Origin of the sequence: Pseudomonas sp. B35(2017), from assembly GCF_002113645.1 — a bacterium.
GTDB lineage: Bacteria > Pseudomonadota > Gammaproteobacteria > Pseudomonadales > Pseudomonadaceae > Aquipseudomonas > Aquipseudomonas ekonensis.
Genome location: NZ_NEIZ01000003.1, coordinates 277,975 through 298,755 on the forward strand (window position 1 = coordinate 277,975; position 20,781 = coordinate 298,755).

A 20,781-nucleotide genomic window follows, 5' to 3' on the forward strand; every position below is an offset into this window, starting at 1 on the left:
TTCAGCGGATATTCAGCCATCCCTGAAACATCCTGTTTGAGGTTTTACTGCCATGGTCCGTCGCACCAAAGAGGAAGCTCAAGAGACCCGGAGCCGGATACTCGAAGCGGCCGAGCACGCGTTCTACGAGCGTGGCGTGGCCCGCACGACGCTGGCCGACATCGCGACGCTGGCCGGTGTCACCCGCGGCGCCATCTACTGGCATTTCAGCAATAAGGCCGATCTGCTCCAGGCCATGCTCGACACGTTGCGCGAGCCGCTGGACGAACTGGCCCGGGCCAGCGAAAGCGAAGACGAAGTCGACCCGCTGGGCTGCATGCGCCAACTGCTGGTTCATTTGCTCCATCAGATCGCGCTGGATCCGAAGACCCGGCGCATCAACGAAATTCTTTTTCATAAGTGCGAGTTCACCGATGAAATGTGCGACCTGCGCCAGCAGCGTCGGGCGGCCAGCCTCGAATGCAACGTGGGCATCGGGCTGACCCTGAGCAATGCGGTCAAGCGCGGGCAGTTGCCGGCCGACCTCGACACCGTCCGGGCCGCCATCGCGATCCATGCCTACATCGACGGTCTGCTGTATCAGTGGCTGCTGGCGCCGGACAGCTTCGAGCTGCAGGCCGAAGCCGAACGCTGGGTCGATGCAGGGTTGGACATGCTGCGCTTGAGCCCCGCCCTGCGCAAATGAAACAAAATGCGTATTTGGATCAGCGTGTGTCAATCAAGGAGGCCGATGAAGATCCCTGTTCACAGGCCCCGCTGCCTAGGAGTGCTTTTATATACGCCTGCGGCAGGGGTTGATACATAGCGGGCTACGTATTTTGTAGGGATTTTGTTGCGCACCTGTGAAGGTGTGTGAGGCGCGTTGCGAACGCGCAAGAAAAAGCCCCGGCTCTGACGAGTCGGGGCTTTTGCGTTTCTGCGGTGCGGCTTACAGGGTCGGGTAGTCGAGGTAGCCGACCGCGCCCTTGCCGTAGAACAGTTCAGGACGCGGCTCGTTCAGCGGCGCGTCGGCCTTGAGGCGGGCCGGCAGGTCCGGGTTGGCGATGAACGGAACGCCGAAGGCCACCGCATCGGCCTTGCCGCTGGCCAGCCATTGGTTGGCGCTGTCCTTGGTGAAGCGCTCGTTGGCGATGTAGGCACCGCCGAAGGCTTCCTTGAGCTGCGGGCCGAGGCTGTCGGCGCCTTCCTTCTCGCGGGAGCAGATGAACGCGATGCCGCGCTTGCCCAATTCACGCGCCACGTAGGTGAAGGTTTCGGCGAGGTTGTCGTCGCCCATGTCGTGGGAGTCGGCGCGTGGCGCCAGGTGCACGCCGACGCGGCCGGCGCCCCAGACATCGATGGCGGCGTCGGTCACTTCCAGCAGCAGGCGGGCACGGTTTTCCAGGGAACCGCCGTACTGGTCGGTGCGCTGGTTGGTGCTGCTCTGCAGGAACTGGTCGAGCAGGTAGCCGTTGGCGCCGTGGATCTCCACGCCGTCGAAGCCGGCGGCCTTGGCGTTCTCGGCACCGGTGCGGTAGGCCTCGACGATCTCGGCGATCTCATCGGTTTCCAGGGCGCGCGGGGTGACGTAGTCGGACAGCGGACGCACCAGGCTGACGTGGCCTTTGGGCTGCAGGGCGCTCGGCGCGACCGGCGTCTCGCCGTTCAGGTACGACGGGTGGGAGATCCGGCCGACGTGCCACAGTTGCAGGACGATCTTGCCGCCGGCGGCGTGCACCGCCTTGGTCACGTTGGTCCAGCCGCGCACCTGGTCGTTGGACCAGATGCCGGGGGTGTCCGGGTAGCCGACGCCCATCGGGGTCACCGAGGTGGCTTCGCTGAGGATCAGGCCGGCGGAGGCGCGCTGTACGTAGTACTCGGCCATCAGCGCGTTGGGCACGCGGCCTTCGTCGGCGCGGCAGCGGGTCAGCGGCGCCATGATGATGCGGTTGGACAGTTCCAGGTCGCCCAGTTTGATCGGATCGAAAATCGTTGCCATGAGATACAACCCTCGTGAGGTGAAAAGTGAATCAGTTTGCAGCCGGTGCCAGTTCGGGATTGCCGTTCTGGCGGAAAGTGATCAGGGTCGCCAGCAAGGCGAGCACGGCCAGGACGGCGGCGGCCAGGGGCACGCTGGTCAGGCCGTAGCCGTGGGCGATGACGCTGCCGCCGACCCAGGCGCCCAGGGCGTTGCCGACGTTGAAGGCGCCGATGTTCAGGGTCGAGACCAGGTTCGGGGCCGCCTTGCCGAAGGTCACCACGTTGACCTGCAGTGCCGGCACGGCCGCGAAGCAGGCGGTGGCCCAGAGGAACAGGGTGATTTCGGTGGGGATCAGCGCGACGCTGGTCCAGGTCAGCACGGTGGAGACGACGGCCATGGCGATGAACACGCCGATCAGCGTGGCGGCCAGGCCCTTGTCGGCCAGCTTGCCGCCGATGATGTTGCCGACGGTCAGGCCCAGGCCGATGAGCATCAGCGTCCAGGTCACGCCGCGGGGCGAGACGCCGGTGACTTCGCCCAAAAGCGGCGCGACGTAGGTGAACAGGGTGAACACCGAGGCGGCGAACAGCGCGGTCATGCTCAGCGACAGCCAGATGCCCGCGCCCTTGAGGGCGGCGAGTTCGGCGCGCATGTCGAGCTTTTCCTCGTCGCGCTTGGCCGGCAGGAAGCGCACCAGGCTGAACAGGGCGACGACGCCGATCACGGTCACGGCCCAGAAGGTCGAGCGCCAGCCGGCTTCCTGACCGAGGGCGGTGCCCAGCGGCACGCCGAGGACGTTGGCCAGGGTCAGGCCGGTGAACATCAGGGCCACGGCCGAAGCGCGTTTGTTGGCCGGCACCAGGTTGGCCGCCACCACCGAGCCGATGCCGAAGAAGGCGCCGTGGCACAGGGCGGTGATGACCCGCGCCAGCATCAGCACGTTGTAGTCGCTGGCCACCGCACACAGCAGGTTGCCGACGATGAAGATGCCCATCAGTGCGATCAGCGCGGCCTTGCGCGGCAGGCGGGCGGTGGCCAGCGCCATGAACGGCGCACCGATGGCCACGCCCAGGGCGTAGCCGGTCACCAGCCAGCCGGCGCCGGGGATCGACACGCCCAGGTCGGCCGCCACATCGGGCAGCAGCCCCATGATGACGAACTCGGTGGTGCCGATGGCGAAGGCGCTCAAGGCGAGTATGAGAAGCGGGATGGGCATCGTTATTTCCTTTTGGGCCGGCTGACGTTAAGGGTCAGAGCTCTTTGCCGAGTGTTTCGAGGAACGCCTGGATCACGTCCTCGTTGCGTTTGAAGAAGTGCCACTGGCCGACCTTGCGGCTGCTGACCAGGCCGGCGCGCTGCAGGGTCGCCAAGTGGGCGGATACGGTCGACTGCGACAGGCCGCAGCGTTGGTCGATCTGCCCGGCGCAGACGCCGTGCTCGTTGCTGTGGGACTGGTCGGGAAATTCGACGGTCGGGTCTTTCAGCCAGTGCAGGATGTCTCTGCGTACCGGGTGCGCCAGGGCTTTTATGATTTCGTCGAGGTTGAGGTTCATGGTCGGGTGCTCGTGACGTGTAGCGTTATATCGCGATGAGGCGAACTTTAAATCGGTATTTCGCGATATACCAATATGATTTCGATCTGACGACCGCATAAATCGGTATATCGGGTTATAACGATATTGTGGTTGTGATCCAGCAAAGGAGCAGTGCTAAGCTGCGCCCATGAACTATCTCGCACATTTGCACCTCGGAGGCCAGCGCCCCGGACAATTGCTCGGCAGCCTGTACGGCGATTTCGTCAAAGGGCCGCTGCAAGGGCAGTACGCGCCGGAGATCGAGGCCGCCATCCGGCTGCACCGGCAAATCGACGTGTTCACCGACCGGCACCCGCTGGTGGGGACGGCGCTGGACCGCTTCGCCACCACCCGGCGGCGTTATGCGGGCATCGTCCTCGACGTGTTCTTCGACCATTGCCTGGCCCGAGACTGGACGCTGTACGCAGACCGGCCGCTGGAACACTTCACCTCCGATGTCTACCGCACGCTGTCCAGCGAACGGCAATTGCCGGAGCGCCTGGCGAAGATCGCGCCGTACATGGTGGCCGACGACTGGCTGGGCTCGTACCGGGAGTTCGAGGTGCTGGAACAGGTGCTGCGGGGGATTTCCCGGCGGCTGAGCCGGCCGGAGGAACTGGCGGGGGCGATGGACGAACTGCGGCGGCTGTACGAGCCGTTGAGCGAGGATTTCGCGCGGTTCTATCCCAGGCTTCAGGACTTCGCGCAGACCCCGCCGACATCTTGATTCCCCTGTAGGAGCCAGCCTGCTGGCGATGGCGGCCTGTCAGTCGATGTTGATGTGACTGATCCGGCCCTATCGCCAGCAGGCTGGCGCCTACAGGGTTGCGTGGCCTCAGGCGGCAATCAGGTCGCCGGCACGGCTCGGTTCGACCGGCTTGGCCACCTCGCCGAACAATGCCTTCTGCACCGCCTGCTGCGCCTCGAACGCCAGCGCGGCACGCTCGCGGCCCTGGCAGGCGATCGGCTTGAGCAGGTGGATCTCCACCTCGCCGCAGTCATGGCTGAACAGGCGCATCAGGTGCGACAGCAGGTCATCGTCACCGATGAACGGTGCCAGCGGGTCGATGTGGCCATTGCGCAGGTAACGGATCGCTACCGGTTGCAGCTTCACCTCGGAGTCGATGGCCGCCGACAGCAGGCGCCCGTGGAAGGTGCGCAGCGAGCGGCCGTCGGTGGTGGTGCCTTCCGGGAACATCAGCAGCGGATGTTCCGATTGCAGGTGACGGGTCATCTGCTTGCGGATCAGCTGGCTGTCGCCCGAACCGCGGCGGATGAACAGGCTGCCGGCCTTGGCGGCCAGCCAGCCGGCCACAGGCCAGGTGCGCACTTCGGCCTTGGACAGGAACGACAGCGGCGTGAGCATGCCCAGCAGCGGAATGTCGGTCCAGGACACATGGTTGCTGACCCACAGCATCGGCTGCTTGGGCAACTCGCCCAGGACGGTCACGCGAAAGGGCAGGGCGTTGCTCAGGCGCGCCATGAAAAACCGCGACCAGCGCTGCCGGCGCACCATCGAATGGGCCAGGCCCAGCCGCTCGAACACCCCGAACGCGCTGGCCATGCACAGGCCCAGCGCCACCACCAGCAGCACCCGCGCGATCCGCGCGTACACCCGCAGGCGGCCCATCACACGGCCGCCTTGAAGTGCTTGGCGTAGCGCGGGCAGAGCTCGTCGCGCTTGAGCAGGATGAACACGTCGGCCACCTGGAAGTCTTCGTCCCAGCAGGGCTCGCCGCAGATCTTCGCGCCCAGGCGCATGTAGGCCTTGAGCAGCGGCGGCATTTCGGCGATCACGTTGGACGGGATGTCCAGCGACGGCAGCGGATTCTTCGGTTCGGCGCGCAGGTGTTCGGTGCACAGGTAGCGTTCGCGCAGGCGCTGCATGATCGCGTGGGCCTGCACGCCGCCGTCCTGCATCGGGATGCTGGCGCAGCCCATCAGGTAGCTGTAGCCGCCCTGGTTCAGCACTTCGGCCAGTTCGCCCCAGAGCACGGCGATGGTGCCGCCGTTGCGGTAGGCCGGATCGACGCAGGTGCGGCCGATCTCCAGGATCGGGCCCTGCAGGCCGGCGAGGCCGTGCAGGCTGAATTCCTCTTCGCTGTAGAAGCGGCCCAGGCTGCTGGCGGCAGTGTGGTCGAGCAGGCGGGTGGTCGCCACCAGGCGCCCGGTGTTCAGGTCACGCACGCCGATGTGGCTGCAGTGGACATCATAGTCATCCATGTCCAGACCCAGCTCCGCGCCCTTCAGCTTGGCGTTGAACTCGCCGCTGAACACGTTGAAGCGCAAGGCCTGGGCTTGCTGCAGAGCCTCGGCGCCGATCAGGCGTTCGGCTTGCAGGCGGCGTTCATTGCCGGTGTCGCTGATGCGGGCGATCTGAGTCATGTGAATCTCCGTACGGGCCGTTCACCCGTCAAGGGTTGCAGCCGATCGACTTTCTTTATGCCGCCGTGTTGGGCAAAGTCAGGCTATGTAGCCCCGGTGTCATCGCCATGAATGTTTGGTGATGCTTGTATGACAGCCCTCAAGGAGCCTCCTATGCCCTGGCCGACCCTGCTCGAATGCCGTGAACGAATGCCCGCCGTCCCTGACCTGAGGGAAGGTTTCGCGATGCTGCTGCATCAGTTGGGCACCGTGACCCCGTTCGAACTGGCGGTGGCCGGCGGGCGGCGGATGGCCACGCCGGGGCTGGCGTTCCTGGTGGGCTACCAGGCGGCCCTGCGCATGCTTTGGCCGAGTGCGCCGCAAAGCCTGGGCGCCCTGTGTGCGACCGAACAGCGCAGCCTGCGCCCGGCGGACATGCAGACCCGTCTCACGGACCTGCGCCTGGACGGGCGCAAGGATTTCGTCACCGCCGGCGACGCCGCCGACTGGCTGCTGGTCGCCGCGCGCAGCGAGGCGCCGGGAGAGGCGCCGAGCCTGAGCCTGGCGGTGGTCTATCCGGACGAGCCCGGTGTGCGGGTGGAAACGCTGCCGGCCCTGCCGCTGATGCCGGACATCAGCCACGGTCGCCTGCACCTGGAGAACGCGGGCTGCGAATTGCTTGCCGGGGATGGCTGGGACGCCTACGTGAAACCGTTCCGCACCCTGGAGGACATCTACGTGCTGAGCGCGATGACCGCGTGGCTGTACGGCGTCGGCCAGGACAGCGGCTGGCCGCAGGCGCTGCAACTGCGCTGGGTGGCGCTGCTGGCCGGGTGCGCGGAGGCCAGCCGGCTACCGCCGGACAGCCCGGCGGCGCATGTGGTGCTGGGCGGATTGTTCGCGCAGTTCGACGCGCTCAAGCCTGAGTTGGATCAGGCGCTTGCCCAAGGGGCGCCCGAGTGGGCGGCGATGTGGGCACGGGACCAGTCCGTCATGCAGTTGGCGGCGGGGGCACGGGCCAAGCGGCTGGCCAAGGCCTTGGCGGCGGGCTGACCGCAAGCCCTGCATTCAGCCGAACACCCTGTGGGAGCCAGCCTGCTGGTGATAGCGGTCTGTCTGACACCTCAATGCCGGATGTGCTGCCGTCATCGCCAGCAGGCTGGCTCCTACCGTGTTCTGGGGTGACCGCAGACTCTGCATCAGGCCCCGTCCATCGCCAATCTGTCATCAATGCCGGCTACCCTCGTCGGGTTCATCCCCAGAGCCCCCGCCATGTTCAAAGGCCTGTCCCTGTGTCTGCTGCTGATCAGCCTTGCGGTGCGCGCCGAGGAATGGCCGGTTCCCCCGCAAGCGACCGGCCCGGCCATCGAGGCCCTGGAGGCCTACGCCTTCCCGCCCCGCGACGACGTCACCCGCCAGGGCATCCGCACCGACGCCTTGCTGGTGATCCGCGACGGCCGATTGGTCTACGAGCGCTACGCCGGTCCGACCACCGCCGACACCCCGCACCTGACCTGGTCGATCAGCAAGAGCCTGATGGCCACGGTGCTGGGGGTGGCCTACGGCGAAGGGCGGTTGCGCCTCGAAGAACCGGCGTCGAAGTATTACCCGGCGCTGGAGCGGCACCCGACCCTCACCCTGGGCGACCTGCTGCACTGGGCGTCCGGCCTGGACTGGCAGGAAGACTACGAATACGCGCCGCTCAAGTCCTCGGTGGTGGCCATGCTCTACACCCGCGGCCATCGCGACATGGCCGCGTTCGCCGCGGGCCATGAGGCTTATGCCGCACCGGGCAAGGCCTTCCGTTATTCCAGCGGCGACAGCAACCTGCTGGCGGCGGCGCTCAAGGGCATCGTCGGTCCGCAGCGCTATGCGGACTATCCCTGGACGGCCCTGTTCGAACCGCTGGGCATCCGCCGTGCCGTGTGGGAGACCGATGCCGCCGGCATCTTCGTCGCTTCGTCCTATGTCTACCTGACCGCCCGCGATCTGGCGCGGATCGGCCTGCTGATGGCCCGGGACGGGCGCTGGGGCGAACGGCAATTGCTGCCTGCAGAGTGGATCGCCTTCAACCGCACCCCGTTCGCGGGCTACAAGGCCGGCCAGGACGAGGCCGTGCCCGGCGGCCACTGGTGGCTCAACCTTGCGGTGGACGGCGCGCCGTCGCCCTGGCCCGACGCGCCGCCCGACACGTTCGCCGCCCTCGGCCATTGGGGGCAGGCCTTGTATGTGATCCCGAGCGCGAACCTGGTGATCGTGCGCTACGGCGACGACCGTGACGGCCGCTACCGGCACAACGAACTGCTCAAGCGGGCCCTCGCGGCATTCGCCGGGACGGTGCGGCCATGAAATTGCTGGGGCGTGTGTTGCTGCTGGCGTTCGTCGCGCTGCTGGGCTGGGGCTGGCTGGAGCGCCAAGCGCTGTGGGCGTTCCCGGACATCATCAGCGCGTACACCGCCAAGGAATACTGCTCGTGCCGGTACGTGATGAACAACGACGCCGCGTACTGTCGCGGGTATGTGAAACAGTGGCTGGCCACCAGCGCCTTTGCCGACGAGCCGTCGAGCAAGACCGTCACGGTCAGCGGCCTGGGCCGCAGCAGCAGCGCCCGATGGATCGGCGAGCGCCAGGGCTGTCGCCTGGCGCCCTGATGCCGTGACTTGCGGCGGGGGCTTTGCCGGAACGGCCCGGGCCGGTTAAGGTTCGTGCAGGTTTTTCTGCCCCACGGGTCTTCAATGCTCAACCGTTCTCTCTGCACCGCCGCCGGCCTGCTGCTGGCCGCGGCCGCCCTGCCGGCCCAGGCCAACTGGTACCTGGACGGCGAATCCTCGCGGCTGTCGTTCGTCAGCACGAAAAACGCCAACGTCTCCGAAGTGCAGCGCTTTTTGGTACTGCACGGCAAGGTCGACCCGGACGGCCGGGCCGAGGTCGAGGTCGAGCTGGAGTCGATCAACAGCGGCATCCCGCTGCGGGACGAGCGCATGCGCAAGGAGCTGTTCCAGATCGATCAGTTCCCCGACGCCACCATCTCCACCCAGATCGACCTGCGTCCGATCAACGACCTGGCGCCCGGCGCGCAACTGGAACTGCGCCTGCCGCTGACCGTCAGCCTGCACGGCAAACAGCGCGAATACCCCGCCGAACTGCTCGCCACCCGTCTCGACGACCGGCGCTTTCAGGTAGTGACCCTGGAGCCGCTGGTGATCAACGCCGCGGACTTCGACCTGGCGCCGGGTCTGGAAACCCTGCGCAGCCTGGCCGGCCTGTCGGCCATCAGCCTGTCGGTGCCGGTGGGTGCGGTGCTGATTTTCGCGGCGCGCTGACATGCGCGGCGCGGTGTTCCCCTGGCGCGACGGCAACCGCTTCGAACTGTTGATCGACGGGCCGCAGTTCTTCCCGCGCATGCTCGACGCCATCGCCGGCGCCCGCGAGCAGATCGAGCTGGAACTGTACCTGGTGGAGGCCGGCGCCTGCGCCGAAACCGTGGTGCAGGCGCTGGTGCTGGCGGCGGAGCGGGGCGTGCGGGTGCGCTGCCTGTTCGACGATTACGGCAGCCTGGCCTTCACCCTCAACCTGCGTCAGCGGCTGACCGGCGCCGGGGTCGAACTGCGTTTCTACAACCGCCTGAACTGGCGGCGCTGGGTCGGCAATTTCTATCGCGACCACCGCAAGCTGCTGCTGGTGGATCAATGCCTGGCGGTGGTCGGCGGCACCGGGGTCACCGACGAGTTCTGGACGCCGGGCCACGACACCAGCGAATGGCACGAGGTGATGGTGCAGATCACAGGCCCTCTGGTGCTCGACTGGCAACTGCTGTTCGACCGCCAGTGGATCGCCAACCGCCATCGCCGCGCGTGGCGGCCCACGGCGCATTTCGGCCTGCCGCGCCTGCCCCGGGTGCCGGACGCGGGGGAGGGCATGGGCCGGGTGGCCTATGCCGACGCCCGTCAGCACCGGGACATCCTGCAGTCGCTGTTCCGCGCGCTGAACAGCGGCCAGCGCCGCATCTGGCTGGCCACGCCGTATTTCCTGCCGACCTGGAAGATCCGCCGCTCCCTGCGCAAGGCCGCCGCCCGGGGCCTCGACGTGCGCCTGCTGCTGACCGGGCCGCGCACCGATCACCCTTCCGTGCGCTATGCCGGGCACCGCTACTACCCGCGCCTGCTCAAGGCCGGGGTGAAGATCTTCGAGTACCAGCCGTGTTTCCTGCACCTGAAGATGGTGCTGGTGGACGATTGGGTGAGCATCGGTTCGTGCAACTTCGACCACTGGAACCTGCGCTTCAATCTTGAGGCGAACCTGGAGGCCTTGGATCCGCCGTTGACGGCGGCAGTGGTTTCGAGCTTCGAGCGGGATTTCGGCCTGAGTCAGCAGGTGAGCCTGGAGGAATGGCGGCGGCGGCCGTTGTGGCGGCGCATCAAGCAGCGGCTGTGGGGGTGGGTGGACCGGTTGGTGGTCAATCTGCTGGATCGGCGCGGATAGTCGCTACACAGAAAACTTTGTGGGAGCTGCGGCGCGACGACTCGACTTGCCGCCGCTCCCACAGGTATTGCGTTGCTTTGCCTTACAGCAGTTCGAAGCTCTGCTGCGTCACGTCCTGGGAGTCCAGGCCGATCTGCACGTTGAACTTGCCGGGCTCGGCGGCGTACTTGAGCTGGGCGTTGTAGAACTTCAGGTCGTCTTCGGTGATGGTGAAGTGCACGACCTTCTGTTCGCCGGCCTTGAGCAGGATTTTCTGGAAGTTCTTCAGCTCCTTCACCGGACGGATCATCGAGCCGGTGACGTCCTGGATGTACAGCTGCACCACGGTTTCGCCGTCACGCTGGCCGGTGTTCTTCACCACGACACTGGCGTCGAGCTTGCCGGTGGCGTTCAGGGTGGTGGAGGACAGCGCCATGTCGCTCAGGCTGAAGTCGGTGTAGCTCAGGCCGTAGCCGAACGGGAACAGGGGGCCGGTGGTGTCATCGAAGTACTGCGAGGTGTAGTTGCCCGGCTTGCCCGGCGTGAACGGCCGGCCGATGCTCAGGTGGTTGTAGTAGGTCGGGATCTGGCCCACGGAGCGCGGGAAGGTCACCGGCAGCTTGCCCGACGGGTTGTAGTCGCCGAACAGCACGTCGGCGATGGCGTTGCCGCCCTCGGTGCCGCTGAACCAGGTCTCCAGGATCGCATCGGCCTGTTCCTTCTCTTCCAGGATCGTCAGCGGACGGCCGTTCATCAGCACCAGCACCAGCGGCTTGCCGGTGGCCTTGAGGGCGCGGATCAGTTCGCGCTGGTTTTCCGGGATGTTCAGGTCGGTGCGGCTGGAGGACTCGTGGGACATGCCGCGGGATTCGCCCACGGCGGCCACGACCACGTCGGCGTCCTTGGCGGCCTTGACCGCTTCATCGATCAGCACGTTGGCCGGACGCGGGTCATCGACCACTTCCGGCGCATCGAAGTTGAGGAAGTTGAGGTAGTCGAGCACCTTCTTGTCGCTGGTGATGTTGGCGCCGCGGGCGTAGGTCAGGTTCGACTTGTCGCCGATGACCGCGCTCATGCCGTCGAACAGGGTGACCGACTGGGCCGGACGGCCGGCGGCGGCCCAACTGCCCATCATGTCGATCGGCGCCTTGGCCAGCGGACCGACCAGGGCGACCTTGGCGGACTTCTTCAACGGCAGGGTCTGGTTGCGGTTGGTCAGCAGCACCAGGCTGCGGCGGGCCACGTCGCGGGCCTCGCTGCGGTGCAGGCGGCTGTCGGCGTAGGTGTCGGCCGGATCGTCCTCGGCCTTGCCGATGCGCAGGTACGGATCCTTGAACAGGCCCATGTCGTACTTGGCCGCGAGCACTTCGCGCACGGCGTTGTCGATGTCCTTCTGCTCGATCTCGCCGGACTTGAGCAGCCCCGGCAGCTCCTTGCCGTAGAGGGTGTCGTTCATGCTCATGTCGATGCCGGCCTTGATCGCCAGCTTCGCCGCCTCGCGGCCGTCACGGGCCACGCCGTGCTTGATCAGCTCGAAGATCGCGCCGTGGTCGCTGACCGCCAGGCCCTTGAAGCCCCAGTCCTTGCGCAGCAGGTCGTTCATCAGCCAGGTGTTGGCGGTGGCCGGGATGCCGTTGACCGAGTTCAGCGCCACCATCACGCCGCCGGCGCCGGCGTCGATGGCCGCGCGGTACGGCGGCAGGTAGTCCTGGTACATCTTCACCGGGCTCATGTCCACGGTGTTGTAGTCGCGGCCGCCCTCGACCGCGCCGTACAGGGCGAAGTGCTTGACGCTGGCCATGATGCTGTCCGCCGCGCTCGGCGAGTCGCCCTGGTAGGCCTTGACCATCACCTTGGCGATGCGCGAGGTCAGGTAGGTGTCTTCGCCGAAGCCTTCGGAGCTGCGGCCCCAGCGCGGGTCGCGGGAGATGTCGACCATCGGCGCGAAGGTGATGTCGAGGCTGTCGGCCGCCGCCTCGTTGGCGGCCACGCGGCCGGAGCGGCCGATGGCGTCCATGTCCCAGCTGGAGGCCAGGGCCAGGGGAATCGGGAAAATCGTACGGTGGCCGTGGATCACGTCGTACGCGAAAAACATCGGGATCTTCAGCCGGCTGCGCATCGCGGCGTCCTGCATCGGACGGTTTTCCGGACGGGTGATCGAGTTGAAGGTGCCGCCGATGTTGCCGGCGGCGATCTCCTTGCGGATCAGCTCACGGGGCATTTCCGGACCGATGCTGATCAGGCGCAGCTGGCCGATCTTCTCGTCGAGGGTCATTTGCTTCATCAGGTTGTTGATGAACGCGTCCTTGTTTTCCAGAGGGATCTGGGTCGTGGCGGCCAATGCCTGATGACTGGCCAGGCTGACGAACAGGCCCAGCAAACACAGCTTCTTCATGAATGGTTTTCTCAAGGGCCTAAACGGCAATGCGATGCCGGCCAGCCAAAATTTAGGGAGCGACTATTGTTGTTCGGGTGCTGATTGAAAAAACGACAGCCGAAAAAACGTCGCCGGTGTTCGGCGACGCGATCGCGCAGGGCCTCTTTGTAGCCCATCGGCCTGCGGCAATCCAGTGGTGCGGGCGATTATGCCCCAAGAGCCCGCCGAGAATGTTTCGCGATCGCCTTTTAATGGAATGCGCCAGGGAGCACCCGTGCGATGAATGTCAGTCCCGCCCACCGTTCGCGTTTGCAGGTCGCCACCTTGCTGGTGCTGGCCACGCTGTTGACCGCCTGCGGCATCAACAACATCCCGACCCTCGACGAACAGGCCAAGGCCGCCTGGGGCCAGGTGCAGAACCAGTACCAGCGGCGCGCCGACCTGATCCCCAACCTGGTGGAGACAGTGAAGGGCTACGCCAAGCATGAGGAAGCGACCCTGACCGCCGTGGTCGAGGCGCGGGCCAAGGCCACCTCGATCCAGGTCGACGCCAACACCCTTGACGATCCGCAGAAGCTCAAGCAGTTCCAGCAGGCCCAGGATCAGCTCAGCGGGGCCTTGAGCCGGCTGATGGTGGTGTCCGAACGCTACCCGGACCTTAAGGCCAACCAGAATTTCCTCGCCTTGCAGTCCCAGCTCGAAGGCACGGAGAACCGCATCAGCGTGGCCCGGCGCGACTTCATCCTGGCGGTGCAGAAGTACAACACCGAGATCCGCACCTTCCCCGGCCTGCTCTGGCACAGGGTGATGTACAGCGACCTGCCGGTGCGCGAGACCTTCGAGGCCACCAGCCCCGGCGCGGACAAGGCGCCGGAAGTGAAGTTCTGATCCGGGGCCGGCCATGCGCATGCTGAAGGCGGGTCTGGCGCTGACGCTGTGGCTGTTGGCCGGCAGCGCGTTGGCCGAACTTTCGTTCCCGGCCCTGACTGGGCGGGTGGTGGATCAGGCGCAGATGATCGAGCCGTCGGTGCGCGCCCAGTTGAGCCAGCAGCTGCAGGCCCACGAGCAGGCCACCGGCGAGCAGGTGGTCGTGGTCACGCTGCCGGACCTGCAGGGCGACACCATCGAAGACTTCGGCGTCCAGCTCGGCCGGCACTGGGGCATCGGCCAGAAAGACAAGAACAACGGCGCGCTGCTGATCGTCGCCCGCGCCGAGCGCAAGTTGCGCATCGAGGTCGGCTACGGGCTGGAGGATCGGCTGACCGACGCCCAGGGTTCGGTGATCATCCATCAGGTCATCACGCCGGCCTTCAAGGCCGGCAACTTCAGTAAGGGCATCAGCGACGGCGTGGCGGCGATGCTGGTGGTGCTGGGCGGCAATCCGCTGGACGAACCGTCGACGGTGTACGAACCGGCCGGGGATCCGGCGGACGATTTCGTCTCCCGCCATCCGACCCTGTTCGTGTTTCTCGTCATGTTGTTCATCCTGACTGTCTTTGTCTGCCAGATGCTCGGTATCCTTCCCGCCGGCCGGGGCGGTTCCGGGGGATCGGGCGGCGGTTTCGGCGGTGGCGGCTTCGGTGGCGGCGGGGGCGGAGGCTTCAGCGGCGGCGGGGGCAGTTTCGGCGGCGGCGGATCGTCCGGCGGCTGGTGACACAACAATAAGACTGGGCATTTCACGACATGGCACTACTGACCGAACACGAACAACGCAAGGTCGCCGAGGCGATCGCCCGGGTCGAGCGCGAGACCGACGCCGAACTGGTGACGGTGCTGGCCGCCCGCGCCGACGACTACGCCTACGTCCCGCTGCTGTGGGCCAGCCTGCTGGCGCTGGTGCTGCCGGGCGTCGTGCATTACTTCACCGGCTGGCTGACCCTGCGCAGCCTGCTGGTGGTGCAGTGGGGCGTGTTCATCGTGCTGTGCCTGGTGTTCCGCCTGCCCAAGGTCACCACCCACCTGGTGCCGCGCCGGGTACGCCACTGGCGGGCGTCGAACCTGGCGCGCCGGCAGTTCCTGGAGCAGAACCTGCACCACACGGTGGGCGGCACCGGGATGCTGATCTTCGTCTGCGAGGCCGAGCGCTATGTGGAGATCCTGGTGGACGAAGGCATCTCCCGCCGGCTGGACAACCGCAGTTGGGATGCGATCGTCGCAGCGTTCACCGAGCAGGTGCGCCAGGGGCAGACATTGCAGGGATTCGTCGCGTGCATCGAGGCCTGCGGCGAATTGCTCAAGGTGCATGTGCCGGTGACCCAGGTGCGCAACGAGTTGCCGAACCGCCTGGTGGTGCTGGGGTAGGCCAAAAGAACGCCGTTGGGCAAATAACTGCGTGTCCCCGGCGCCCATCCCCCCTAAACTGTGCGCCATTTCCGATTTGCCCCGTCCGAGGCCGTTTTCCGCATGTCCGTCACCGCCGCTTCCGCCCCCGATCAGCACGCCAGGTTCATCGGCCTGCTGCAAACCAGCCTCGATCAGAACGGTTTCATCAAACTGGTGCTGGCCCGGTACGTCGGCGACGAGGCGGACCTGCAGCGGGTCATCGTCAAGCCGGTGACGGTCAAGGGCCAGCCGAGCCTGTCCTTCGTCTACCGCTACAAGACCCGCGACATCACCAAGAACCTGGCCCTGGCCGACGGCGTGGCGGCGGTCGCCGGTCTGCTGCCCGAGGCGTTCAGGAACGCGCACCTGCTGACGCTGACCGACGAGGCCCAGCTCGAATACAGCAAGAAGGGCAAGCCTTCGCTGTTCATGAGCAAGCCCCAGCAACTGCGCGAAGTGCCGACCGCCGGCCACAACCGCGAGAAGCACCGCTTCCTCGAACTGAACCGGCCGTTCCTCAAGGACCTGGGCGTGACCAACGCCCAGGGCGAGCTGATCCCGGCGATGTCGCGCAAGTGGAAGCAGATCAACAAGTTCATCGAAGTGTTCAGCCATGCGCTGACCTCGTCGCCGCTGGCGCTGGACAAGCCGGTGCGGGTGGCGGACTTCGGTTCGGGCAAGGGCTACCTGACCTTCGCCATCCATGACTACCTGCGCAACACCCTCAAGGCCGAGGGCGAGGTCACCGGCGTCGAGCTGCGCCAAGAGATGGTCGACCTGTGCAACGCCGCCGCGCAGAAGCTGGAGCACCCGGGGCTGGCGTTCAAGTGCGGCGACGTGCGCAGCGTGGCGCCGAGCGAGCTGGACGTGATGATCGCTCTGCATGCCTGCGACATCGCCACCGATTACGCGATCCACACCGGCATCCGCTCCGGGGCGTCGATCATCCTGTGCTCGCCGTGCTGCCACAAGCAGATCCGCCTGCAGATCCAGAGCCCGGCGCTGCTCAAGCCGATGCTGCAATACGGCCTGCACCTGGGACAGCAGGCGGAAATGGTCACCGACAGCCTGCGCGCGCTGTTCCTGGAGGCCTGCGGCTACGAGACCAAGGTGTTCGAATTCATTTCGCTGGAGCACACCAACAAGAACAAGATGATCCTGGCGGTCAAGCGCGCCGAACCGGCGGACCCGGCCCGGCTGCTGGAGAAGATCCAGGAACTGAAGGCGTTCTACCACATCAGCGAACACTGCCTGGAAACCCTGCTGCGCGCCGACGGCTACCTGGCCTGACCTGTGTTTTGGGGGCCTGGGCTGACGTCATCGCCAGCAGGCTGGCTCCCACAGGGTTCTCGGTTGAATGCCGAAACGGCGGCCACTGCAAAACAATGTGGGAGCCAGCCTGCTGGCGATGGGGTCAGTCAAATCACCGCCGGCCAAAACCTAGGCAGTGGCCCCCACCTTCGATTGCACCGCCGTCTTGCGCCCGAGCATCACCGTCGCGATCACCCCGCAGGCGAACACCCAGGTGACCGGTTCCACGTGCTCGCCGAAGAACAGCGCCGAAAACGCGATGGTGAAGAAGATCTGCAGCAGTTGGATCTGGCTGACCCGGGAGATGCCGCCCATGGCCAGGCCGGCGTACCAGGCGAAGAAGCCGATGAACTGCGAGAACAGCGCGACGTAGCCGAACGCCCACCAGGTCTTGGCCGACACCGCGCCCTGATGCTGCAGCGCCAGGTACAGCACCGGGCCGACCAGCAGCGGCGTCGACAGCACCAGGGCCCAGCAGATCACCTGCCAGCCGCCCATCTCCTTGGCCAACCGGCCGCCCTCGGCGTAGCCCAGTCCGCCCACCGCGATGGCGGCGAGCATCAGCAGGTCGCCGGCCTGAATGCTGCCGGCGCCGCTGAGCAGCGCGTAGCCGAGCACCAGCGCACTGCCCAGGGCCGCGCAGGCCCAGAAGGCCTTCGACGGCCGCTCGTGGGACAGCCACGCGGCGTACAGCGCCACGCACAGCGGCTGCAGGCCGTTGACCAGCGCGCCATGGGACGCCGGCAAGGTCTGCATGGCCCAGGCCGACAGCACCGGAAAGCCCAGGATCACGCCGGCGATCACCAGGCTCAGGCCTTTGACCTGACGCCAGGTCGGCCACTTTTCCCGTCGCCACAACAGCAGCAACGCCGCCGGGGCCGCCGCGAACAAGGCGCGGCCCAGGCCGTTGAGCAGCGGGTGCAGTTCCTGCACCACGATCCGGGTGAAGGGCAGGGTGAGGCTGAAGATCACAACCCCGAGCAGGCCCAGGGCCATGCCGGTGTTTTCGCGGGAGGACATGTTGGCGACCGGTTAGGAAGGTGGCAGGGAGGTGGGTTCATCTAGCCACAAACCGCCGGGTTTGGCGCTTACAGCTGGCGGCAGAATGGTCGGTACAGTTCGGCTGCAGGCCACATATCCGCAGAGGCGGCGGATCCGGTCTACCTTGTAGGTTCCTGTGCATTTACCTGAGGAGTCCGGGCCATGGCCGCAAAGAAAATCCTGATGCTGGTCGGCGACTACGTCGAAGACTATGAAGTGATGGTGCCGTTCCAGGCCCTGCAGATGGTCGGTCACACCGTGCATGCCGTGTGTCCGGACAAGGCGGCGGGCAAGACGGTGCGCACGGCGATCCATGATTTCGAAGGCGACCAGACCTACAGCGAGAAACCCGGTCACCTGTTCGCCCTGAACTTCGATTTCGCCAAGGTCCAGGCGAAGGACTACGACGCCTTGCTGATCCCCGGCGGCCGTGCGCCGGAATACCTGCGGCTGAACGAGAAGGTGCTGGAACTGGTGCGCGCCTTCGACCAGGCCGGCAAGCCGATCGCGGCGGTGTGCCACGGGGCGCAGCTGCTGGCGGCGGCGGGCGTTCTGGAGGGGCGCGAGTGCAGCGCCTACCCGGCCTGTGCGCCGGAGGTGCGTCTGGCCGGCGGCACCTACATCGACATCCCGGTGACCGAGGGCCATGTCCAGGGCAACCTGGCCACCGCCCCGGCCTGGCCGGCGCATCCGCACTGGCTGGCCGGTTTCCTCGGGTTGCTGGGCACCCGGATCACCCTGTAGCCGACGGGCCTCGTCCTTGCGGTAGCCAGCAGGCCGGCGCCCGCAAGGGCGCCGCCGGAGCGGGTCAGAAGAACCGCGTCACGCTCACCTTGGCGTTGCGCCCCTGGCTGTAGGCGCGGTCACCGCTGAGGGCCGGGCGGTAGTCTTCGTTGAACAGGTTGTCGACCGTCAGGTTCACCTCGGTGCCCTTGAGGTAAGGCTGCTGCGGTTTCCAGTTGGCGAACAGGCCCTGCACGTTGTAGCGGTCGTTGTCGTACTGGTCGTAGAACACATCGCCCACGGTGTTCTTGCCGGAGCCGTACTTGTCGCTCGGCAGGCGGTCGGTCTGGCGCACGAACTCGCCCTGCCAGCCGACCTGGGCGTCCCAGGACGGGATCTTCACGCCGAGCACCGCCACCCACTTGGCCGGCGGAATGTCCCGGGCCCAGACGTCCGGCCCCCACGGGTTGGTGTAGGCCCCCTCGTGCTTGCCGGTCATCCACGAATAGGACAGCGAGCCGAACAGGTACGTCGAGTCATAGAAGCTCTCGACCTCGAAGCCCTTGATGGTCACCCCGCCGATGTTGCGGTAGTTGCCCATCGGGCCCATGCCTTTGCAGTCGGTGGAGATGCTGCCGCCCTTGATCGCCTGGTTTTCGCAGCCGATGCCGGTGGCCTTGAAGATCTCGTCGTCGATCTTGTTGCGGAACAGGGTGGTGCGCACCTGCACGTTGTCGTGGTCGGTGAACACGCCGGCGAAATGGCTGATGTTGCCGGCGCGCCAGCCGGTGATGCGTTCCGGGTCGAGGTCGACGCTGGTGGCGGTGCGGCTGCCCAGGCCCTGGACTTCGTACTGTTCGTCGATCACCGGCGCGCGCCAGGTCTTGCTGTAGTCGACGAAGAAGCCGACGTCCGGGGTCATCCGCCAGAAGGCCGACAGGCGCGGCGACCAGCCGGTGTAGGTGCGGTCGCTGTAGTCATGGCCGAAGGCCGGATCCGGGTTGTTGTAGTACGGCGCTTCGTTGGCTTCGCCGCGGTTGCGCACATGGTCGTAGCGCAGGGACGGGGTCAGGGTGAAGTCGCCCAGGGTGATGGCGTCCTGGAAGTAGACGCTGTTGGTGTCGACCTTGCCCTGTGGCATGAAGCTGGGCTGGAAGCGGCCGCCGTTGTACTTGGGCACCTCGTAGGCCTTGCCCGGCATCCACATTTCGGTGTCGCGGCTGTGGCGGCGCAGTTGCACGCCGGTGGTGAACGCATGGGCCAGCGGGCCGGTCTCGAACAGGCTGACGTTGCTGGCCTCGACGATGCGATCCTTGTAGGCGGTGTCCATCTTGCGTCCGCCGGTGGAGGTCTGGAAGAACGCCGTGGCGTCGCGTTCATCGGTCTGGTCGGTGTTGGACTCCGAGTAGCTGAGCTTGAAGTCGATCAGGCGGTTGTCCAGCGGCTGGTACTGGTACTTGGCCGACCAGGTGGTGTCGACGGTTTCGCGGTTGGCCAGGAAGCGCTTGAGCGCCTTGTCGTAGCCGTACTGCTTGATGTTGGACCAGGTCGGCGGCGTCGGGTAGCTGGCGGACGAGAACGGAGTCCAGCGCTCGCTTTGCGAACGCGAGTAGGACAGCCCCACGCTGTGCTCGTCGTCCAGGTGCAGGTTGAACTTGAGCAGTTGGCCGTCCAGGTCCTGGGCGCTGTTGGGCAGGCGCTTGGGGTTGATCGGGTACTGGTTGTCCGGGTCGGGCGGGGTGCCGGCCAGCTTCATGTCGCCGCCGTCGCGCCGGGTCAGGTACACCAGCGCGTCGGCGCGGCCGTCCTCGGTGCGGCCGAACGCGGCGCCGCTGTAGGTCTGCTGATGGTCGTTGCTGGCGTAGCCGTACTTGACCATCGCGCCGCTGTTGCGACCTTCCTGCAGCAGGTCTGGCGCGTCCTTGGTTTCCATGTGGACGGTGCCGCCGAAGCCGCCGTTGCCGGTGAGCACCGAGTGCGGGCCCTTTTCCACCTCGATGCGTTTGATCAGTTCCGGCTCGATGAAAATCGTGCCCTGCTGATAGCGCTCGAAGCCGCTCTTGGTGGCGCCGTCGACGGTCAGCGGCACGTCCTCGGCGTCGCCCAGGCCCCAGATGTTGATGGTCTGGCCGCCGGGCTTCATCGACCCGCCCATGCTCACGCCCGGCAGGGTGGCGAGCAGGCTGGGGATGTTGGCGGGCTGGCGGCGGTCGATGTCGGCCTGGGTCAGGGTCGAGCGGCCAACCGTGCCGGAATCGACCTCGGTGCCGCTGCCGATCACGCTCAGGGCATCGAGCTGGATCCCGTCGCCGCTGCTGGCCACGGGTTCTTGAGGGCGCACCACATAGGTCTGGTTGACCTTGATCAGGCCGAACGGGCTGTTTTCCAGCAATTGCCGGATGGCGGCTTCCGCGCTGTATTCGCCGTCGAGGGCCGGGGCCTTGAGGTCGCGCAGCTGCGCTTCATCGAACAGCAGCTGGATCCCGGCCTGCTGCGCGATCTGGCTCAGCGAGGCGGCCAGCGGCTGCGCCGGCAGATGCAGGCTGAGGTTGTCGGCATGGGCCTGAACGCTGAACGCCAGGCAGGCGGCGAGCAGGGTCGGTCGAAGGCAGGTGAGCGGGTACGGCGAAAGCACGCGAAACATGGAA

The 20,781-nt window shown here is 66.3% G+C and carries 20 protein-coding genes; 12 read left to right on the forward strand and 8 right to left on the reverse strand.

The genetic code is table 11. The annotated features are described in order from the left end of the window. Window positions 1-52 precede the first annotated feature (52 nt). On the forward strand, window positions 53-685 hold the full coding sequence (locus tag CAG41_RS07875; RefSeq protein WP_085581721.1) for a TetR family transcriptional regulator: 633 nt from the start codon (window positions 53-55) through the stop codon (window positions 683-685). A gap of 243 nt (window positions 686-928) precedes the next feature. On the opposite strand, the gene CAG41_RS07880 is transcribed toward CAG41_RS07875, so the two are convergent. Genes CAG41_RS07880 through CAG41_RS07890 form a run of 3 tightly spaced genes read right to left on the reverse strand, consistent with a single transcriptional unit; the run spans window position 929 to window position 3,513 of the window. Then, window positions 929-1,978, reverse strand: coding sequence for an alkene reductase (locus CAG41_RS07880; protein ID WP_085581723.1), 1,050 nt, complete (start codon window positions 1,976-1,978; stop codon window positions 929-931). Between the two features lie 31 nt (window positions 1,979-2,009). Then, complete coding sequence (locus CAG41_RS07885) at window positions 2,010-3,176, reverse strand: MFS transporter (protein ID WP_085706829.1); 1,167 nt, start codon at window positions 3,174-3,176, stop codon at window positions 2,010-2,012. 34 nt (window positions 3,177-3,210) lie between these two features. Then, a complete protein-coding gene (locus tag CAG41_RS07890; protein ID WP_085581727.1) occupies window positions 3,211-3,513 on the reverse strand; it encodes a helix-turn-helix transcriptional regulator in 303 nt (100 codons plus the stop codon). A gap of 169 nt (window positions 3,514-3,682) precedes the next feature. Between CAG41_RS07890 and CAG41_RS07895 the strand changes: the two genes are divergently transcribed. After that, window positions 3,683-4,261, forward strand: coding sequence for an ACP phosphodiesterase (locus tag CAG41_RS07895; RefSeq protein WP_085581729.1), 579 nt, complete (start codon window positions 3,683-3,685; stop codon window positions 4,259-4,261). A gap of 108 nt (window positions 4,262-4,369) precedes the next feature. Here CAG41_RS07895 and CAG41_RS07900 read toward each other — a convergent pair whose 3' ends face one another. Next, the gene (locus tag CAG41_RS07900; RefSeq protein ID WP_085706830.1) at window positions 4,370-5,164 is read right to left on the reverse strand and encodes a 1-acyl-sn-glycerol-3-phosphate acyltransferase; all 795 of its coding nucleotides are present in this window, start codon (window positions 5,162-5,164) and stop codon (window positions 4,370-4,372) included. After that, window positions 5,164-5,919: an L-ornithine N(alpha)-acyltransferase gene (olsB, locus tag CAG41_RS07905; RefSeq protein ID WP_085581733.1), complete on the reverse strand. Its 756-nt coding sequence runs from the start codon at window positions 5,917-5,919 to the stop codon at window positions 5,164-5,166. Before olsB ends, CAG41_RS07900 begins: the two co-directional genes overlap by 1 nt. 153 nt (window positions 5,920-6,072) lie before the next feature. Here olsB and CAG41_RS07910 point away from each other — a divergent pair, with 153 nt between their 5' ends. From CAG41_RS07910 to CAG41_RS07930, 5 genes are all read left to right on the forward strand, one after another. Continuing rightward, a complete protein-coding gene (locus CAG41_RS07910) occupies window positions 6,073-6,951 on the forward strand; it encodes an acyl-CoA dehydrogenase family protein (RefSeq protein ID WP_085637280.1) in 879 nt (292 codons plus the stop codon). Between the two features lie 219 nt (window positions 6,952-7,170). Continuing rightward, entirely contained in the window at window positions 7,171-8,247 is a 1,077-nt protein-coding gene (locus tag CAG41_RS07915; protein ID WP_085581737.1) for a serine hydrolase, read from the forward strand. Further along, entirely contained in the window at window positions 8,244-8,549 is a 306-nt protein-coding gene (locus CAG41_RS07920; protein ID WP_085581739.1) for an amidase, read from the forward strand. Before CAG41_RS07915 ends, CAG41_RS07920 begins: the two co-directional genes overlap by 4 nt. Before the next feature lie 84 nt (window positions 8,550-8,633). Then, entirely contained in the window at window positions 8,634-9,221 is a 588-nt protein-coding gene (locus CAG41_RS07925) for a YceI family protein (RefSeq protein WP_085581741.1), read from the forward strand. 1 nt (window position 9,222) lies between these two features. Beyond that, complete coding sequence (locus tag CAG41_RS07930; protein ID WP_085694339.1) at window positions 9,223-10,380, forward strand: phosphatidylserine/phosphatidylglycerophosphate/cardiolipin synthase family protein; 1,158 nt, start codon at window positions 9,223-9,225, stop codon at window positions 10,378-10,380. Between the two features lie 82 nt (window positions 10,381-10,462). On the opposite strand, the gene bglX is transcribed toward CAG41_RS07930, so the two are convergent. Further along, the gene (bglX, locus tag CAG41_RS07935) at window positions 10,463-12,754 is read right to left on the reverse strand and encodes a beta-glucosidase BglX (RefSeq protein ID WP_085706831.1); all 2,292 of its coding nucleotides are present in this window, start codon (window positions 12,752-12,754) and stop codon (window positions 10,463-10,465) included. Between the two features lie 261 nt (window positions 12,755-13,015). Here bglX and CAG41_RS07940 point away from each other — a divergent pair, with 261 nt between their 5' ends. The 4 genes from CAG41_RS07940 (at window position 13,016) to CAG41_RS07955 (ending at window position 16,348) form a co-directional block, all read left to right on the forward strand. Continuing rightward, entirely contained in the window at window positions 13,016-13,624 is a 609-nt protein-coding gene (locus tag CAG41_RS07940; protein ID WP_085706832.1) for a LemA family protein, read from the forward strand. 13 nt (window positions 13,625-13,637) lie between these two features. Next, window positions 13,638-14,390, forward strand: a complete 753-nt coding sequence (locus tag CAG41_RS07945) for a YgcG family protein (RefSeq protein WP_085632202.1) — start codon at window positions 13,638-13,640, stop codon at window positions 14,388-14,390. Window positions 14,391-14,419: 29 nt separating this feature from the next. Then, window positions 14,420-15,037, forward strand: a complete 618-nt coding sequence (locus tag CAG41_RS07950) for a TPM domain-containing protein (RefSeq protein ID WP_085585249.1) — start codon at window positions 14,420-14,422, stop codon at window positions 15,035-15,037. A 102-nt stretch (window positions 15,038-15,139) separates the two neighbouring features. Beyond that, window positions 15,140-16,348: an SAM-dependent methyltransferase gene (locus tag CAG41_RS07955; RefSeq protein ID WP_085632204.1), complete on the forward strand. Its 1,209-nt coding sequence runs from the start codon at window positions 15,140-15,142 to the stop codon at window positions 16,346-16,348. A 150-nt stretch (window positions 16,349-16,498) separates the two neighbouring features. Here the strand turns inward: CAG41_RS07955 and CAG41_RS07960 are convergent, their stop codons facing one another. Continuing rightward, window positions 16,499-17,389 carry a DMT family transporter gene (locus CAG41_RS07960; protein ID WP_085632206.1) on the reverse strand — a complete coding sequence of 297 codons (891 nt, stop codon included), beginning with the start codon at window positions 17,387-17,389 and terminating at the stop codon, window positions 16,499-16,501. 183 nt (window positions 17,390-17,572) lie between these two features. On the opposite strand from CAG41_RS07960, the gene CAG41_RS07965 reads away from it, so the two are divergent. After that, a complete protein-coding gene (locus CAG41_RS07965) occupies window positions 17,573-18,154 on the forward strand; it encodes a DJ-1/PfpI family protein (protein ID WP_085632208.1) in 582 nt (193 codons plus the stop codon). Between the two features lie 64 nt (window positions 18,155-18,218). Here CAG41_RS07965 and CAG41_RS07970 read toward each other — a convergent pair whose 3' ends face one another. Further along, window positions 18,219-20,777 (reverse strand): TonB-dependent receptor, encoded by a 2,559-nt coding sequence (locus CAG41_RS07970; RefSeq protein ID WP_085656110.1) that lies wholly within the window; start codon window positions 20,775-20,777, stop codon window positions 18,219-18,221. Window positions 20,778-20,781: the final 4 nt, after the last annotated feature.

Excerpts from the sequence above, each read along its gene's own strand:
- CAG41_RS07890 (WP_085581727.1), bottom strand. The coding sequence starts at position 3,513 with ATGAACCTCAACCTCGACGAAATCATAAAAGCCCTGGCGCACCCGGTA.
- CAG41_RS07900 (WP_085706830.1), bottom strand. The coding sequence starts at position 5,164 with ATGGGCCGCCTGCGGGTGTACGCGCGGATCGCGCGGGTGCTGCTGGTG.
- CAG41_RS07950 (WP_085585249.1), top strand. The coding sequence starts at position 14,420 with ATGGCACTACTGACCGAACACGAACAACGCAAGGTCGCCGAGGCGATC.
- CAG41_RS07965 (WP_085632208.1), top strand. The coding sequence starts at position 17,573 with ATGGCCGCAAAGAAAATCCTGATGCTGGTCGGCGACTACGTCGAAGAC.
- olsB (WP_085581733.1), bottom strand. The coding sequence starts at position 5,919 with ATGACTCAGATCGCCCGCATCAGCGACACCGGCAATGAACGCCGCCTG.
- CAG41_RS07925 (WP_085581741.1), top strand. The coding sequence starts at position 8,634 with ATGCTCAACCGTTCTCTCTGCACCGCCGCCGGCCTGCTGCTGGCCGCG.
- CAG41_RS07880 (WP_085581723.1), bottom strand. The coding sequence starts at position 1,978 with ATGGCAACGATTTTCGATCCGATCAAACTGGGCGACCTGGAACTGTCC.
- CAG41_RS07930 (WP_085694339.1), top strand. The coding sequence starts at position 9,223 with ATGCGCGGCGCGGTGTTCCCCTGGCGCGACGGCAACCGCTTCGAACTG.
- CAG41_RS07940 (WP_085706832.1), top strand. The coding sequence starts at position 13,016 with ATGAATGTCAGTCCCGCCCACCGTTCGCGTTTGCAGGTCGCCACCTTG.
- CAG41_RS07895 (WP_085581729.1), top strand. The coding sequence starts at position 3,683 with ATGAACTATCTCGCACATTTGCACCTCGGAGGCCAGCGCCCCGGACAA.
- CAG41_RS07955 (WP_085632204.1), top strand. The coding sequence starts at position 15,140 with ATGTCCGTCACCGCCGCTTCCGCCCCCGATCAGCACGCCAGGTTCATC.
- CAG41_RS07920 (WP_085581739.1), top strand. The coding sequence starts at position 8,244 with ATGAAATTGCTGGGGCGTGTGTTGCTGCTGGCGTTCGTCGCGCTGCTG.
- CAG41_RS07970 (WP_085656110.1), bottom strand. The coding sequence starts at position 20,777 with ATGTTTCGCGTGCTTTCGCCGTACCCGCTCACCTGCCTTCGACCGACC.
- CAG41_RS07885 (WP_085706829.1), bottom strand. The coding sequence starts at position 3,176 with ATGCCCATCCCGCTTCTCATACTCGCCTTGAGCGCCTTCGCCATCGGC.
- CAG41_RS07875 (WP_085581721.1), top strand. The coding sequence starts at position 53 with ATGGTCCGTCGCACCAAAGAGGAAGCTCAAGAGACCCGGAGCCGGATA.
- CAG41_RS07945 (WP_085632202.1), top strand. The coding sequence starts at position 13,638 with ATGCGCATGCTGAAGGCGGGTCTGGCGCTGACGCTGTGGCTGTTGGCC.
- CAG41_RS07915 (WP_085581737.1), top strand. The coding sequence starts at position 7,171 with ATGTTCAAAGGCCTGTCCCTGTGTCTGCTGCTGATCAGCCTTGCGGTG.
- bglX (WP_085706831.1), bottom strand. The coding sequence starts at position 12,754 with ATGAAGAAGCTGTGTTTGCTGGGCCTGTTCGTCAGCCTGGCCAGTCAT.
- CAG41_RS07910 (WP_085637280.1), top strand. The coding sequence starts at position 6,073 with ATGCCCTGGCCGACCCTGCTCGAATGCCGTGAACGAATGCCCGCCGTC.
- CAG41_RS07960 (WP_085632206.1), bottom strand. The coding sequence starts at position 17,389 with ATGTCCTCCCGCGAAAACACCGGCATGGCCCTGGGCCTGCTCGGGGTT.